Source organism: Candidatus Baltobacteraceae bacterium (assembly GCA_036489885.1).
Lineage (GTDB): Bacteria > Vulcanimicrobiota > Vulcanimicrobiia > Vulcanimicrobiales > Vulcanimicrobiaceae > JAFAMS01.
The window spans coordinates 691583-707628 of sequence record DASXEW010000003.1 but is presented as its reverse complement, the minus strand read 5'-3'; the positions used below and the strand labels follow the sequence as shown (position 1 = coordinate 707628).

General features: G+C 61.6%; 13 protein-coding genes. 3 read left to right on the top strand and 10 right to left on the bottom strand.

Annotated features, from left to right (window positions below; all coding sequences use genetic code 11):
• Positions 1–4: 4 nt before the first annotated feature.
• Both VGG22_09355 and VGG22_09350 read right to left on the bottom strand, forming a co-directional pair.
• Complete coding sequence (locus VGG22_09355) at positions 5–634, bottom strand: Fe-Mn family superoxide dismutase (protein ID HEY1728566.1); 630 nt, start codon at positions 632–634, stop codon at positions 5–7.
• Between the two features lie 28 nt (positions 635–662).
• Positions 663–3347, bottom strand: coding sequence for an Rne/Rng family ribonuclease (locus VGG22_09350; protein HEY1728565.1), 2685 nt, complete (start codon positions 3345–3347; stop codon positions 663–665).
• Positions 3348–3609: 262 nt separating this feature from the next.
• Between VGG22_09350 and VGG22_09345 the strand changes: the two genes are divergently transcribed.
• The gene (locus tag VGG22_09345) at positions 3610–4968 is read left to right on the top strand and encodes an adenylate/guanylate cyclase domain-containing response regulator (protein ID HEY1728564.1); all 1359 of its coding nucleotides are present in this window, start codon (positions 3610–3612) and stop codon (positions 4966–4968) included.
• Positions 4969–4971: 3 nt separating this feature from the next.
• Here the strand turns inward: VGG22_09345 and VGG22_09340 are convergent, their stop codons facing one another.
• From VGG22_09340 to VGG22_09310, 7 genes are all read right to left on the bottom strand, one after another.
• Entirely contained in the window at positions 4972–6045 is a 1074-nt protein-coding gene (locus VGG22_09340) for a 2-dehydropantoate 2-reductase N-terminal domain-containing protein (GenBank protein ID HEY1728563.1), read from the bottom strand.
• 51 nt (positions 6046–6096) lie between these two features.
• Complete coding sequence (locus VGG22_09335) at positions 6097–6810, bottom strand: phosphodiesterase (GenBank protein ID HEY1728562.1); 714 nt, start codon at positions 6808–6810, stop codon at positions 6097–6099.
• Positions 6811–6828: 18 nt separating this feature from the next.
• A complete protein-coding gene (gene rodA / locus VGG22_09330) occupies positions 6829–7995 on the bottom strand; it encodes a rod shape-determining protein RodA (GenBank protein ID HEY1728561.1) in 1167 nt (388 codons plus the stop codon).
• A 102-nt stretch (positions 7996–8097) separates the two neighbouring features.
• Entirely contained in the window at positions 8098–8529 is a 432-nt protein-coding gene (gene minE / locus VGG22_09325; GenBank protein ID HEY1728560.1) for a cell division topological specificity factor MinE, read from the bottom strand.
• Positions 8529–9422 (bottom strand): septum site-determining protein MinD, encoded by an 894-nt coding sequence (minD, locus tag VGG22_09320; GenBank protein ID HEY1728559.1) that lies wholly within the window; start codon positions 9420–9422, stop codon positions 8529–8531. The genes minE and minD (VGG22_09320) overlap by 1 nt, the downstream gene beginning before the upstream one ends.
• Positions 9423–9550: 128 nt before the next feature.
• A complete protein-coding gene (minD, locus tag VGG22_09315; protein ID HEY1728558.1) occupies positions 9551–10345 on the bottom strand; it encodes a septum site-determining protein MinD in 795 nt (264 codons plus the stop codon).
• Complete coding sequence (locus tag VGG22_09310; protein HEY1728557.1) at positions 10342–11133, bottom strand: septum site-determining protein MinC; 792 nt, start codon at positions 11131–11133, stop codon at positions 10342–10344. Before VGG22_09310 ends, minD (VGG22_09315) begins: the two co-directional genes overlap by 4 nt.
• Before the next feature lie 162 nt (positions 11134–11295).
• Here VGG22_09310 and VGG22_09305 point away from each other — a divergent pair, with 162 nt between their 5' ends.
• Both VGG22_09305 and VGG22_09300 read left to right on the top strand, forming a co-directional pair.
• Positions 11296–13317 carry a M48 family metalloprotease gene (locus VGG22_09305; GenBank protein ID HEY1728556.1) on the top strand — a complete coding sequence of 674 codons (2022 nt, stop codon included), beginning with the start codon at positions 11296–11298 and terminating at the stop codon, positions 13315–13317.
• Positions 13318–13356: 39 nt separating this feature from the next.
• Positions 13357–14349 carry a hypothetical protein gene (locus VGG22_09300; GenBank protein ID HEY1728555.1) on the top strand — a complete coding sequence of 331 codons (993 nt, stop codon included), beginning with the start codon at positions 13357–13359 and terminating at the stop codon, positions 14347–14349.
• A gap of 4 nt (positions 14350–14353) precedes the next feature.
• Here the strand turns inward: VGG22_09300 and VGG22_09295 are convergent, their stop codons facing one another.
• A complete protein-coding gene (locus VGG22_09295) occupies positions 14354–16045 on the bottom strand; it encodes a hypothetical protein (GenBank protein HEY1728554.1) in 1692 nt (563 codons plus the stop codon).
• Position 16046: the final 1 nt, after the last annotated feature.

Here is a 16046-nt window from a genome sequence, read left to right as displayed (position 1 = left end):
ACCGCTAGGCTATCTTGGTGCCCTCTAAGTGCGCGGGCTGCAAGCGTTGCTCGCAGAGCGCCCAATCCACATTGGCAAGAAACGATTCGACGTAACCGCCACGATCGGAGGGTTTATAATCGTAGATCCACGCGTGTTCCCACACGTCCATCACGAGGATCGGCGAAAAGCCGGCGACGTTTCCGTTCTGGTGCAGTTCGATCCAGTGATTGGAAAGGTCGCCGCTCCAGGGATCTTGCGCCAGCATCACCCAACCGACGCCGCGCATCTGACCCATGGCTGCAAACTCGTCACGCCATGCATCGAAGCTTCCCCATGAGCGCTGCATGCTGTTCTCGAGGCCGCCGCCCCTTGATAGCTCCGCCGGCTTCAATGTCAGATTATCGAAATACAATTCATGCAGACGCATGCCGTTGTATTCGAAGCCTAAGCGGCGCTCGAGCTCAGCAAAAGTCGGATCGAGACCCTTCGGTTTTCCGTTGGACGTCCGCGATGCGATTTGTTCGCGTAAAAGATTCGTGTTCTTGATGTAACCTTCGTAGAGCCCGAAATGGGTCTCGAGCGTCTTATCGGAGATGCCGACGATGCCCGATAGATTCCATTTGCGCACTTTGAAAACGAACTGATCGACCATATCAGCCCGTTTACCCAGAAACGGGCGCTTATTCGCTCTTTTTGCGAGTGCTCGTCTTCTTGGTCGAAGTTTTACGAGTTCCGGTTGCGCGCGTGCGCTTCGGCTTTGCCGCAGCTTCGCCGTCCGTCGTTTCCGCAGCCGCCTTGCGCGTGCGGCGCTTCGGTGCGGGTAACGCGGGGACTTCGGTGCCGGCTTCGATCGAAGCCGTCGCGGATTCGCCATTTGCGGCTGTCGTGCGGCGGCGGCGCGCAGGGCGCGTCGTCTTCGCGGGTTCCGCAGGCGCGGTCAGACTTGGCGGCGGTGCCTCGATCGCAGGCGGATAGGCGCGCTCTTTGGGGACGTGCGCGATCGCGCGCGACGGTTCGCGTGGCGCAACCTCGCCGGTCGCGTGCGCTCCGCCCTCACCGTCGACGCGGAAAATGTGCCGATCCGGGACGACACCGTTTGACGGCTGATCGCCACCTTCGACGCCAAGATGACGCCCGCCGCGGCCGCGGCGACGGCGACGACGCCGGCGACGGCGTCCGCCACCGATCTGTTCTTCACCATCCGGACCGATACGTGGAGCAGTTTCCGCAGTGCCCTCAGCCTCAAGCGTGCTCGCCTGCGCGGGCGCGCCTTCGGGAACGTTCGTTTGCAGAATTTGATCGATCGAATGACGCGCGCGGCGGCGGCGCCGGCGGCGGCGGCGTCCGGGTTGCTCCTCGCTGTTTTGCGCGGAGCCGGACGTCAACGAAAACGACGCGGCTTCGGCGACACCGACGACATTGGCTGCGTCGGCGCGGCGTTCGAAGACTTCCGCAGACGATTGAGCGGCTTTCGTTTTCTCGGCTGCGGCTTCGCTCTCAGCTTCCTCGGCAGTCGAGATACCGATGGCGCTGCGCGCCGAGAGTCCACGCTCGGCCTCTTCGGCCAATTCACGCAACTCTTCGGCTTGCTCGGCAGCAGTGAGCGGACGTTTGCGGCCGCGGCCGCCCCGGCGGCGACGGCGGCGCGACAATGTTTCTTCGCCGGCCACCGGCGTGCGCAGCTCGGCGAGAATCTCCGTCTCTTCCTCGTCGATATCGATCACTTTGATCTTCATGCTCTGGCCGACAGCGCCCGCGGCGTTCTCGACCTCGACGAGACGTCCGTCAACGACGGCTAACCCGGAGCTCGAATTCGGAAGTCCGGCCGAAATGATGTCGACCTCGAGCTCGTCACCCACGCGTACGGTCAGAGGCAGTCTCTTGACCTCACCGTTGCTGACGATTCGCATGCGGTCCGGGCCCAGCGCCGTATCGACGCGCACGTCGATCTTGTTGCCAAGCTCGGTTGCAAGCGCCTCAAGCTCGTCTTCGTACCAGTAATCGATCTGCGCGGCAACCGTCGGCGATGAGACGACGTGAATCGGTTTGCCGTTCGCGGTGGCGTGCGTGTGATGGTGCTCGCGAATCTTCCGGAACGCATCGATCGCGACGGTCTCCGGCGACATCACCGTGCCGAGGCCACTGCAGGACGGACACGAGGAGCGTAGCTGCTGCGCGAGATCGCGGCCGACACGCTTACGCGTGAACTCGAGCAGACCCAGCGCCGAGAACGACTGAATCGTCGAGCGCGTGCGGTCGCGGCGTAAACCCTTTTCGAGCATCTCGATGACTTGATTGCGGCTCGATTCACGCCGCATGTCGATGAAGTCGCAAACGATGATGCCGCCGATGTCACGCAAGCGAACTTGGCGCGCGATCTCAGAGGCAGCTTCGAGATTCGTCTTGAGGATCGTATCCTCGAGATTGCGGCCGCCCGTGAACTTGCCGCTGTTGACGTCGATGACGGTGAACGCTTCGGTCGTTTCGATGACGATCGATCCGCCGGAGGGCAGATTCACCTTGGGGCGCATCAGCTTGTTGACTTCGTCGTCGACGTGATAGTCGGCGAAGAGCTTGCGTCCACCCGTGTAGGTCTCGATCCTATCGAGGTATTGCGGGCCGAGCAACCGCATGAAATCGCGGATCTTATCGGATTCTTCTTGATCGTCGACGAGGACGCGGCCGACGTCGACGGTGATGAAATCGCGCGCCGCCTTGAAGACGAGGTTCATGTCCTTGTGCAGCAGCGAAGACGACGGTGCGCGATTGTATTGTTCGACGATGCCGTGCCACATACGCAGCAGCACGCCGAGATCGGCGATCAGCTCGGCATCGGAGACACCGGACGCTGCAGTGCGCACGACGGTCGCCATGCCTTCAGGACGGATGCGCTGCACGATCTTGCGCAGACGCTCGCGTTCGGTGGCGTTGTCGATCTTGCGCGAGACGCCGCTGTATTTTCCGGTCGGCATCAGGATCAAGTATCTGCCGGGCAGTGAGATGTTCGTCGAAACGCGCGCGCCTTTGAGCCCGCGCGGTTCCTTGACGACTTGCACGAGCACATCGTCGCCGCGACTGACTTTCTCGTTGATCGTGAATCCGCTGCGGCCTTGCGTTACTTCGACATCGCCGATGTTCAGCGGTTGTTTATTGATGTCGTCGACATAGAGAAACGCGTTACGGCCGAGGCCGATGTCGACAAAGCTGGCTCCCATTCCGGGAAGTACGTTCTGAACTTTTCCTTTATAAATGGAGCCGATTATTTTTTCTTCGCGCTCGACGTAATACTCGACGAGCTTTTCATCCTCGAGGATCGCGACGCGGTTCTCCCACGGATCGCTCGAGATCAGGATATCGGTAGACAAAGGGGCCTTTCGTGAGCGGAGTCGCCCCGGCGCGCGCGGACCTCTCCCGTTGAGGGTCGGCGATTACGCGCGAGCGACGTCGCGCTGCTTAGTTAATAAAAAAAGTCTTTCGGCGGCGGGCTACAAATCAGCCACAACCACGCATCCACACCTTCCTTAACCCGCGGCTGCCCTCCTTTGCCTCGCTTGCCTTGTTCTACCGGGGCGTGCAGCGGCTCACTCGGGCCCCCGAGGGCTAGGGAGGATGGGATGCAGAACGTCCATGCTTCGACCTTTTCACAAGGGAAGCCACGTTTTGCCGTCACCACCGAAAATCGTTTGGGTTGGAGGCAAGGACACCGACCGACAAACGCTCGAGACGTTGATCCAGGACTCGAAGCTCGGCGAGCTCAGCTCTGCTACGCCGGCCGAGGCCAATGAAATGATCCGAACGCGCTCGATCGATGTTCTGTTGGTCGACGTCATGCAAGCCGGAGCCGACATTCAAGCGCTCTTGCGGACGGCCAGCGCCGGAAACGGCACGCCCTTTCACGTTCCGGTTCTGATCACGGCACCCTCGGGTAATCCCGAGCGCGTTCAGGCCTGCCTCGCGCGCGGCGCCGAAGATTTTCTCACGACGCCGTTCGACGACAAGAATCCGCTGCTCGTAACGCGGCGCCTGGTGCTTGCGCTGCAGCGTAAGCGCACGCCGAGCTTCACGGTCCAATCGAGTTCGAAAGATCCCGACGAGACCGCGGTGCTTCAACTCGTCACCGACGCCTCGGCGCGCTTCGTGCCGCGTGAATTTCTCGACAATCTCGACAAGCAGACGATTGCGGACGTGAAGCTGGGCGACCACGTGCAACGCGACATGACGGTGTTCTTCACCGACATCCGCGACTTCACGGCGCTCTCCGAGCAGCTCACGCCGCAGCAGAACTTCAACTTCCTCAACTCGTACCTCAAGCACGTCACGCCGATCATCCGCAATCATCACGGCTTCATCGACAAGTATATCGGCGATGCCGTCATGGCACTCTTTCCGAGAAACGCGAACGACGCGCTCAACGCAGCAATCGAGATTCTGAACCAAGTCAATCGCTACAACGCCGGACGCCGGCGCGCGGGCTACGTGCCGATCGAGATCGGTATCGGAATGCATCGCGGCGAGTTGATTCTTGGAACGGTTGGTGAAGGCAGCCGCATGCAGACGACCGTGATCGCGGATGCCGTCAACGTTGCATCACGCATCGAAGGTCTGACGAAAACGTTCGGCGTCGGATTGCTGCTCAGCAAAGCGGTCGTGGACGGCATCGATGCCGACAACACATTCATGCTGCGTCACCTGGGCGCCGTCAAAGCCAAAGGCAAGAAGCGCAGCGTTGAGATCTACGAGTGCTACAACACCGATCCGCAAGAGCTGCGCGAACACAAGGCCGCAACCGCCGAGCAGTTTGAAAGCGCGATGGAAGATTTTCGCAAGGGACTTTTCCTCAGCGCGGGCGCGAAATTCTCGCGCATCGCCGAGGCCAACAAAGACGATAACGTCGCCGCCTATTACCGCGACCGCTGCACGCTAACAGTCGTGCGCGATCGCGGTCAAGGACAGTGGGACGGCGCCGAATCTATCGAGGTTAAGTAGGCTCTAAGCCTTCGCGAGGGCGGCTTCGCGGTTCTTTGCGAGACGGTCGTCGACGAGCTTGACGGTCTCGTCGAGAACCTGCAAGTGCATTCCCTTTTGCGCCGCGATCGATTGCACGAGCCGGTCGACGCGTTCAATATTCGAAGCACCGGCGAAAAGCGCGCGAGCGGCCGATGAGGGACGCGAGAGTCCGAGCGCGGCACTCGCATACTTTTCGAACGGGACGAGATCGCTGGGTGCGGCGCCGAGCGCAATGCACAGCTGGCGAACCCAATCGTAGACTTGCTTCGACGCAGCCGGATCGGTGTGCACCGCATCTCGAATCGAGCGCGCTTCGTCTTTCTGCACGCAACGATAGTTGCCGGTGATCAGCATCGCCCACTTGGCTAGAGGGACGAAGATCGAGTCGTGCACCTTGAGCTTGACGGGAAGCTCGAGCTGCTCGTCGCCGTAGCGCACGGCTTCGACGTCTTCTTGCATGTCGCGCAGGATCTGCGTGTGCGAATCGGAGCCGAAACGCGCCGCCTTGAAGTTCGTCGGAAGCGTTACCTGCAGAACGTTGGGCGGCTCGTCGGGCGGACGGAATGCCTGCGGATCGGGGCTGCAGAGGGTGAACATTGCCGGATCAAAATTTTGCCACACGCTTGCATCCGTGTACGCAGCTTCGAGCGGTTTGTAATCGAGCCCGCGGATGCGTCTGACATAGGTTAGCGGCGGCATGTTCATGATCGACATCGTTGGTACGCGCGAGCGCGCGACCGCGTCGAGCAGTTCTTTGGGACCCGGGGTCCGATACTGCGGCTCTTGCATAGCGAGCGCAATCAAATCGTACTCACCCGGCTTCACATTGGCCGGGCCGTCAGCGACGATCTTGCCGGGCAATGTCCGCGAGTCGATCTCGACCTGCTGGTCTTTTCCTTTTATAGGCAGCCGAACGCGGACGCCGTCGCGATTGATCGCTTCGACTTCCGGGGGCAGACAGACGAGCGTGACGTCGTGACCCGCCAAAGCAAGCTTCGTTCCGAGCAATGAACCGTAGGATGCACCCATCACCAGGGTGCGGTACTTCTTTTTCACGATTCGGGCGTTCGCGGGTCGGCTTCCCAGGCCCCTAGATGCAAATTACATCTAGGGGGAGACGAGGCAATGGTGCGTCGCCATCTCCCCCTCGCCCCAAATGTGCAGCGCGAATCCCGGCGGTTCGAGCACGATTCCGAGCGGATGCATGCTGCGCAGCTCGAGTGCAAATTGGTGCGCGGTGCTCAGCGCCGTGCAAATCGTCGTGCCGTACCAACGCATCTCGATCGCGCGATGAACGTGTCCGCATATGATTCGCTCGATCTGAGGATTGCGGCGCACGATCGCACCGAGCTCATCCGAGCCTCGAAATCCCAGCGCGTCAAGCGCGCGAATTCCGGTTCGAAACGGCGGATGGTGCATGAAGATCAGCGTCGGACGATTCGGTGCAAGCTTCAGCTTCGCATCGAGCCACGCCAGGCGTTCTTCGTCCATGACGCCGCCGGCTTCGCCATCGTTCATCGTGTCCAGCGCGATCAAGCGCACCGGATATTCTTCGATCGTGTATTGCAGTGGGCCGTACGCCGGCAGGTAGTATTGATCCGCAAACGCTTCACGAAAAGCTTCGCGCCGGTCGTGGTTTCCCGGAATGACGTACTTGCCCGCTTCGGTCAGATCGCCGGTAGCGAGTACGACATCGGGCTTGGGATCGAGGCTGCGGATGCGCTCGATCGCTTTGCGCAAACGCTTTCCGGGATTCACCATGTGGTGAAGCAACTTGCCTTTACGGCGAATATGCGTGTCCGTGATCTGCGCGATGATCACGGTACGTTCACGCGCTCCCTAGCGGAGGACGGCCCGCGCCGTCACGGGTTTGCGGCCAATGCGCGGACGCTCGGGCTCTCCGGTTTGCTCGAAGATCAGCTTGTCCCGCTGCATCGCAATGTTGAGCAGAATGCCGATCGCGGCATAGTCGGTCAGAATTGCCGATCCGCCATAGGACATAAACGGCAAAGGAATTCCGGTAATCGGCATGATCCCGATCGTCATTCCCACGTTGACCAAAATGTGAAAGAAGATCATCGTGACGAGTCCGGCCGCGAGCAAGAAACCGAACCGGTCGCGCGCCGCGTACATCGCGCGAACCCCACACACGATGACGATACCATAGAGCGCAATCAACACAAGTGCGCCGAGAAATCCTAGCTCTTCGCCCAGAACCGTAAAGATGAAATCGGTCGAGTGTTCGGGGACGAAGTTTAGCTGCGTCTGCGTGCCGTGATAGAGGCCTTTACCGAATAAGCCGCCGTTCCCGACTGCGATCTTTGACTGATTGAGGCTGTAGCCGGAGCCTTGCGGATCGAGCTTCGGATCGAGAAACACGAGCAGCCGTGCTTTTTGGAACGGCTTGAGAATCTTATCGCTGCCGATGACGTACAGCGCAGCGACGACGCCGGTCACCGAGTAGATGAGGAAATCGAGCAGATTCTCGACGCCGAAATACAGCTGCGCGGTGAGAATCGCCAGCAGCACGAGCGTCGTCCCCAAATCCGGCTGCTTGAGCACGAGGAGTGCCGGCACCGCGACCGCAACGATCGGCAGCCACAGATCTTGAATGCGGCGGTACGTCCCGCGCGCAAGCAACGCTGCAATTGAGATCGCGATGATCAGCTTCGCCGGTTCCGAAGGTTGGAATTGAAACGGACCCAGCGCGATCCAGCGCACTGCGCCGTGCGACGTGTTGCCCTTGAACAAGATGAACGCGAGCAGCACCATCATGACGATATAGAGCGGCAGCGCCAGCCGTTGCCAACGGCGATAATCCATAAACGCGCAGGCTGCCATCAACGCGATTCCGCCCAGGGCGTAGACGATTTGCTTCTTGGTCTCCCCGAGCGCAATCGAGCTGTGCGATGTCGCCGAGTGAATGCAAACGATCCCCATCAGCGTTATCAAAACGCACGCGATTGCGAGGGGCCACTCGAACGAGCGATACCAGGGCCGATCCACGATCTCTCCCTACTTGAAAATCGTGGACCGGCCCTCGGTGTATGACCAACCCTTCACGATTCCGGCCCGCCCGACGGCGGCATCAGCGGCGTGGAGGATGGTCTATTGCGCCGGAGCGGTTTGGGACGCTCCGGACGCTTTGCGCCGGCGGCGTTTACGCGGCCGCCGGCCATAGTTGTCCGAATTGTGACCGTTCACGCTGACGGTCTCGAGCACGCTCGTCTCCTCTTTAGGAGAGCCTTCTTCGCTGATTCGAAGGCCGGGCTCGCGGGGTTTGACCGAGATGATCGGGATGTTTGCGAGCATCGCGATCCCCTCGTCTTTATGCTCGAAGCTGACGTCGCTGTGCACCTCGTCGACTTCGACGTAGCGCGAGATGACGTCGAAGATGTCGCGCCGCATCGCCTCGATGACGTCGGGCGCGAGCGCGAGATGATCCGAAAGCAGCACCAGCCGCAGCCGGTCCTTTGCGACCGAGCTGGAGCTCGGAGTCCCGAACATCACTCGGAACCATTCCATAACCCGCTTCCGCATTAGCGACGACCTCCGAAGAACGAACCCAATTTGTCGAGGAACCCTTCCGGCTCACCGGCCTGCGGTGCAGCCACGTCTTCACCTGCGATGCGCGCCGCGATCGCACGGTAGGCCGCACCCGTTTCGGATGCGTCATCCAGCGCGACGGGTTCACCGCGATTCGTCGAGACGATCACGTCGGGTGCATCCCCGAGTACACCCAGAAGCGGAAGGCGCAAGATTGAATTCACGTCGTCTACCGAGAGCATCTTGCCTTTACGCACGAGTGCGGGACGGATGCGATTCACGACCAGCTGCACATTGATGCGATTGCCGAGCAATCCGACGACGCGATCGACGTCGCGCACGGCTGCGACTTCGGGCGTACATACGACGATTGCTTCATCTGCAGCGGCAATAGCATTCTTGAAACCGGTCTCGATCCCGGCCGGCGAATCGATCAAGACGTAGTCGAAGTCACCGCGCAATTGTTCGACGAGACCAATCATCGCGTCGGTAGCGACCTCGTCTTTCTCACGATTTTGCGCAGCCGCCAGCAGATGCAGCGTCGGCACGCGCTTGTCGCGTACGAGCGCATCGGCAAGCGAAACGCGGCCTTCCAACACGTCGAGAACATGATAGCGCACGCGGCTTTCCAAGCCTAGGACCAAATCGAGGTTGCGCAATCCGACGTCGGCATCGATCAACACGACGCGCGCACCGCGCGCTGCGAGCGCTACACCGAGATTCGCAGTTGTCGTCGTTTTGCCGACACCACCTTTACCGCTCGTTACGACAATCGAGCGTCCGCGCGTCTTCGGCCTTTTCTGTGGCTCGACGGGCGCGGCAGGAGTGTGTATTTCTATTTGGGGCGCTGATTCAGACGGTGCTGAAACAACTCGTTGGGTTTCCATTTAATGGCGCTCCGCCCCAGGCTGCGCGCCCCCAAAGCTCTGCTTGGGGCCCCCGGTCCGACCTCGCAACAGCACCGTTGCAATTGCACGATTGTCCAGCGCTCGGTCCATCACCATCATCATTATTCCTATCCTGCTCTCAGCGCTTCGAAGAGACGACCGAAGAAGCCGCCGGTTCCAAGCTGTGTAAACGGAATCATCTCGCCCTCGAGGCGGCGTGCAATCTTCGTATAGATCGCACCGAGCCGTTGCGTTGGATCGAGCACGAGCGGAACGCCACGATTCGTCGTGTCGATCACTTCCGGGTCGTCGGGGACGATCCCGAGCAATTCGGCGGAGAGAATGTCGCAGACGTCGTCGACCGACATCATTTCGCCGTTACGCACCATTTCGGGACGCACGCGATTCACGATGAGCCGCATCGGCAATCCGCGCTCTTGTAATTTTCCGATGACACGATCGGCGTCGCGAATCGCGCTCACTTCCGGCGTCGTCACGACGATCGCCTCGGCGGCGCCGGCGATCGCGTTGCGGAATCCGTGCTCGATTCCGGCGGGCGAATCGATAAGCACGTAATCGCACATCTCGGCCAGATTGTTGACGACGTCGGCAAACTGGAGCTCCGTGACGGCCGTCTTCTCGCGCGTTTGCGCCGCAGGCAAAATCGCGAGCGACTCACCAAAACGCTTGTCGCGAACCAGCGCTTGCCGCACCTGACAGCGGCCTTCGACGACCTCGACCAGATCGAAGACGATCCGCTTCTCGACACCTAGGACGAGATCGAGATTCCGCAGGCCGATGTCGGCGTCGACCAAGATGACGCGCTTGCCGCGTACGGCCAGCGCTGCGCCAAGATTTGCCGTCGTCGTCGTTTTGCCGACGCCGCCTTTGCCGCTGGTGACGACGATCCGCCGTGCTTTCATGATTGCTCCGCTGTCGATTTGAGGTGTGGGGGTTGACCGGCGGGCGCAATTGCGATGCGATCGCCGGCCTCGGCCAAGAAGGCCTCCTCGGGAACCGGCGCGCCGGTGCGCTCGGCCCCCGCCGCGATCGTCGTCGCTATCCGAAGCTGAGTCGGTTCGAGGACGAGCGCGTAGACGCGCGCGCTGCGATCGCCTTGCGCTCCCGCATGTGCGACCCCGCGCAGCGCGCCGAAGACTACGATGTCACCGCCGGCAACCAGCTCGGCGCCGGGATTCACGTCGCCGACGACGATGATGTGCCCGACGTTCGCCAGTGACTGGCCGCCGCGCAGCGTGCCGCGATGGTAGAGGACAGCGGAGGCTGGTTCCGGCTCGGGCGCCGCAGCGACGCGCGCCGGGACCGCAACGAGCGCCGGCGCGACGCGGCGTTCGCCGCGCTGACGGCGACCGGCCAAATCTTTACGCGCACCCTCGAAATCGGCGACGAGGGAACGTGCGTTGTCGGAAAGCGTGACGTCGTGGCGTGGTTCGCGCCTCGGAAGCGGAGCGACGCCGCTGCCGCTATCGAGACCGTAGGCGCCGTCCCACTCGATTCCGGCCTCATCCAGTGTCGAGGCAATAAGGTGCAATTGGTCGCCGGAGGGGACCTCGGCAAGCACGACCGTCGCGCTCGCGCCGCGATAGAAATCAGGCGACGACGCGAGCCGCTCGCGCAGCTCGTCGTATCCATCAGCGAACGGCCGGCCGGAGAACACGATCTCCAGCCCGCCCGCCTTGGCGCGAATCATCCGGCGCGATTGCCTACGCGCCGCGCGGTCGCCCTGCTCTCTTCACAGCCGGTGCACAAGAAACTCGTCTTACTCACATAACGTCCACGGGCGCTCCACACGGGAGAACCTGGAGGGCCTCCCGTCGAAGCCAGCGCTTCCATCCGCCCGGGGAAAAATGCCATGAGACGACGCGCGCTAGCCATTGCACTCATACTGATGCTGCTGTGTGCCTACACCCCGGCACACCCGGTGCTCGCAACCTCGACGGGCGGCGAAATTCAAGCCGGCCAGCAGACCGATCGTCAGGTGCAAGACGCCTACACGATCATCAAGGACCCGCTCGAGAACGCGTGGGTGGAGGACGTCGCGAAAAAGCTCTGGGCCCAAGTCGCGCGCAAAGATCTCCCATATTCGATCAAAATCATCGACGCGGGCGACGTCAACGCGTTTACGACCATCGGCGGCTTCATTTACGTCAATGAAGGGACGCTCGACTTCGTGCAGTCCGACGACGAGCTAGCCGCCGTCATCGGACACGAAACCGGTCACAACGAGCGCCGGCACGCCGTCATGCTCCAAAACAAGGCCACGATCACGAACATCCTGTTTTCAATCGGCGCGCTGTTCTCGCCGTGGATCTATCAGTTCGGACAACTGGCCGAAGCCGGACTCCTCGCCAAGTGGTCGCGTCAAGACGAAAGTGAAGCGGACGCGTACGGCGTTCTGCTGATGACGCGCGCCGGCTACGATCCGTACGCGGCCGTCACGTTCATGCAGCATCTGAACGCGACGCACAAAGAAGGCAACGGCGTCATCGACCGTTATTTCGCCGACCATCCGGCCGCGCCGGAACGCGTGAAAGCGCTGCTGGCGAATTCGGACGTCAATTTCGAGAAGCGCTCGAACGATCAACTGCTCGTCACCGCGCTGCACAATCAGAACGAAGGCCGCTACAGCATGGCCTCGATCGAGTTCGCGCAGATCCTCAAACGCGATCCGAATAACGCGCAAGCCGAGCTCGGCATGGGCGACATGCAACTCGCGCTCGGCCAGAGCACCAAGAGCGAACAAACGCTTGCACAGGTAGCTTCACTCGGAAACGAGCAAGCCACCCAGCTCGCAAACACGCATTTGTTGGCGCTGCGCGAGAGCGTCAAGAAAACCGAACTGCTTAAAGCCAACCTGCAGCCACTCAAAGATCAGTTCGCGGCGGCGCAAGCCGACGAAGCACGGAACGTCGTGTTGCTCGAAGCGCGGCGCGAGGGCGCGAAAAAGCAAGTCAAAGCTCTTCACGATCGCATCCAAGCCGTCGCCTACGGTTTGCCGTACTGGTTCGGGTACTACCAGCCGAGATCTCACTCTCGACTCGACGTCGTCATGAAGAACTTCTACGCCCTAGCGCGTTCGCTCGATACGGCAATCGACAAGAGCACGACGACGATGTCGGCCATCGGGTCGCTCGAGAAAAAGAAACAAGGCGGGATGGTCAAGGATGACGCGACGATCTTCGATGAGCTCGGCGCGCCTTTAAAGCTCGATCGACCGTCGCCCGAAGCGCTGGCGCTGTTCCCGACGTATCCCAGGCTCTTTACCGATATGAGCACGCAGAACGGCGACGCCATTCGCGCAGCCGATGCGGCGCGCGGCTCGCTCGCGCTACTCGACGTTGGCCTCGGCAAGGTCGATCAATTCTTCAAGTTCCTCGCGCGCGTGCACGTCGACCCGTTGGGTGATATCTCACAGACGGACTTCAACGCGTTGACGCCATCGATGACCGAGGCCGTCACGGCCATGTCGAATGCGGCAGTCGCGGCGTCGCAGTCCGAGCAGCTGATGGATATGGCGCGCGCCCAGCAAGTCCAAACACGCATCACCATGCTCGGCCTCGGGTTCCCGAGCGAACGGTACGAGACACTCCGCCGCGCGCTCGCAGAGCGATTCCCGAATATGGAGCTGACGTATGATGAGATGGTGCAGAACGACCTGACGCCCGGCGAATGCGCGGCTGCGACGATCGTTGCCGCCGCTACCGATGCGACCCCGCAGTCGATCGTCAAGGAAGCAAAGGCGGAGAACCGCTCGATCATCGAGGTTGCCAACGCCCGCGGCATGCGCGCGAAATCGCTCGAGATCTTCTTAGGTCTGACGTACATGGACTACAAGGACGATCCGGTCGCGGAAGCGGCGACCCATCCTGTATAGACCGAAACACGGCCGAGGGCACACGGGTAGACTAGCCACATGAAATCCACCGTGCTCGGGGGTGCCGACTTCCTACGCCGCATTCGCGGCGGCGTCGACGTCATGTCGATTCGTGCGGAGGCCAAGCGCCCGTTCCGTATCCTTTTGTGCGGGGATCTCGCACTCGTCGGCGAGCTGCGCGCTCTGCTGCTCTCGGGACACGACGACATGGTTCCGGCCGATGCGGCCTCGACGGTCGAAACCGTGTTCGCAGGGCAGCCGCCGGTCTCGGCTTCGGATGTCAAAGCGGTCGTCTTCCTTGGGCGTCCCGGCGATCACGAAGGCGTCGACTTCGCGCCGATGCTCGCGCTGCGCGTTCCGCTCTTCAAGCTAACGGTGCACCCCGAGCTTGAATCCGCGCATCCGACGACGGCGCCGGAAAGCGGAAAGATCGGCGAGTACACGATGAACGCACTCTCGACTGCCGAGCTGCGCACCGCGTTCTTCCCACACGTAGTCCAAGCGTGCTCCGGCGTCGAAGTCGCGGTTGCGCGCCGCTTGCCGATCTTGCGTGAATTTTGCGCCGCGAAGCTAACGCGCGATTGTGCCCGGCGTTCGTTGACGATTGCGGCTGCGAGCGCGGTCCTCGATCACGTTCCGCTTGCCGGCCTCGTGATCGGCCCGATCGCATCGGCCGGCGACATGTTCGCAATCACCGGAATGCAAATGGCGCTCGTGCTTCAAGTCGGCGCCTGCTACGGACGTGATCCCGATCTGCAACGCTTGTGGGAGCTCGTTCCCGTCATCGGGGGCGGCTTCGGTTGGCGCGCGCTCTCGCGCGAGCTGTCCGGATTCATTCCCGTTGCGGGAATCGCGATCAAAGGCGCGATCGCATACGCCGGTACGATCGTCGTCGGCGAAGGCACGATGTTCTTCTACGAACATGGACGCCAGATGAGCGCGTCCGATGCGGCGCATCTCTACGACGAAGCTAAAGAGTCCGCGATGACCTTCGCGCGCGAGATGGTCGCGCGTTTTCGCAACCGCAAATAACGCGCTAGTAAACGGGCGAGGTCGGCGAACCCGGCGATGCGCTACCGTCATCCGGCGCGACGATCAAGCGCACCGGATATGACGAGCCGCCTTCGGGCATCGTCACGATCGTCACGCGGAACGTCGAGTGGGGCGGCACGCGATATTCACGGATTTTCCATTTCGTGAATGGTGCGACGGCATGGGACTGCACCAGCGTTCGATCGATCAAGTAGGTTCCGGTTGCGCGTCCGCCGCGCGGATTTTCGTAGAGCGCGATCGGAACTTGTCCGGCCGTGGGATTGACGATCGTGAGATTGATCGATTGCATCACGCCGTAGTCGCCGGCAAGGGCCTGACCTTCACGGAGATTCGGAAGCGGCAGCTGACCGATCGGCATTTCGAGATCGGCGCCGTTCGCGTCGATCGTGTACATATAGTCGAAATAGAATTCCGGGACGCGATAGACGCCGCGCGCGTGTTTGACTTCGCTTTCGAGCAGCGTCGCGGAGTCGACGGGTCGCTCGAGCGGATCGCTTGCATTCTGCGCGACGAGCGTCAGCGCGACGGGATCGCCGTCCAGCTCGCGCAGCTGCACGAGATTGCTCACGGAGGTCTGTGGTGGCAGCGATTGGTTAACGAGCGTTACGGTGCTGTTCGGCGGCACGGTGACGACGTTGCCCTCGTTCTGCGCTTCTCGAACCATGAATCGAACCGTCGACGCGTGACCGACTTCCATTTCGTTGGGGCCGGGTCCGGCTTCGCCCGTGATGAACTGCAGCGTTGCGGGCTGCGCCGACGTATTCTGCGCGCGCAACAAAATGCGTCGCGCCGGTTGATCGGCCGGATTGTAATGGTAGTACAGGAAACGCTGCGGGGCGCTGCGGTCGACAGTCGCCGTGAACAGCACGCCGTTTTCGTGCAGTTGCTCGGGATAGTCGCTGACCATCAAGCGCGAGGGCCGGATGTGCGGCAGCGCGACGTTCTCGAAGCGAACGTGCGTCGTCCCGGCGACGGAGAAATAGTCGGTGCCGTTGAGCTGGAGCGGAACGTCGACGCTCATCACGTCGCTGACCGGTAATTCGTGCGAGCCTTGCACCGCGCTCGGATCGACCGCGACGGTTGCGCCCGGACGCAGTATCGCGGCGCTGCTCGCCGCTTGTGCCGCGATATTTCGGACAAAGCGCGCCGTTGCGGGATTGCCGGTAATGCGAACGGTCGCTTCGGACGCAATTGAGCCGGCGAGATACGCGATGCGAATCGGAACGTCGTGGGTTACCCCACGGTCGTCGCTCAGGGTTACGGTCGTCAATCCGGGAGCTACACCCGCAATTGCGACGGTGCGCGTCGCTTGATCGACCGTGCTGATGATTGCCAGCGACGGATCGACGATCTTCGCAGTCAGCGTGCCGAAAACGCCGTTGGCGTGAACGGTCGTCGTATTCCCCGGAGAAAGCGAAAGCAATGCGGGGTCGGCCGTGATCGGCACAGGCGTCGGAGTCGGTGTCGGCGTCGGGGATTCGGTCGGCGAGACAAAAGGCGCGGGCGTAGCCGGGGCCGTTTCGCCGGGAGGCGGCGTCGGTGTTGCCGACGGCGCCGGAGGATTTACCGGCCCGCTCGGTGCGGGGACGGGAGGGTTCTGCTGTGCACGGACGAGACCCGCAACAAACAACCACGAGAAAACGCCGAATGCGATCGACGCGAACAGTACGCGCAAC

Bases quoted from the DNA above. Each gene is read 5' to 3' on its own strand.
- VGG22_09355 (HEY1728566.1), bottom strand. From the start codon at position 634: ATGGTCGATCAGTTCGTTTTCAAAGTGCGCAAATGGAATCTATCGGGC.
- VGG22_09345 (HEY1728564.1), top strand. From the start codon at position 3,610: ATGCTTCGACCTTTTCACAAGGGAAGCCACGTTTTGCCGTCACCACCG.
- minE (HEY1728560.1), bottom strand. From the start codon at position 8,529: ATGCGGAAGCGGGTTATGGAATGGTTCCGAGTGATGTTCGGGACTCCG.
- minD (HEY1728559.1), bottom strand. From the start codon at position 9,422: ATGGAAACCCAACGAGTTGTTTCAGCACCGTCTGAATCAGCGCCCCAA.
- minD (HEY1728558.1), bottom strand. From the start codon at position 10,345: ATGAAAGCACGGCGGATCGTCGTCACCAGCGGCAAAGGCGGCGTCGGC.
- VGG22_09310 (HEY1728557.1), bottom strand. From the start codon at position 11,133: ATGATTCGCGCCAAGGCGGGCGGGCTGGAGATCGTGTTCTCCGGCCGG.
- VGG22_09305 (HEY1728556.1), top strand. From the start codon at position 11,296: ATGAGACGACGCGCGCTAGCCATTGCACTCATACTGATGCTGCTGTGT.
- VGG22_09300 (HEY1728555.1), top strand. From the start codon at position 13,357: ATGAAATCCACCGTGCTCGGGGGTGCCGACTTCCTACGCCGCATTCGC.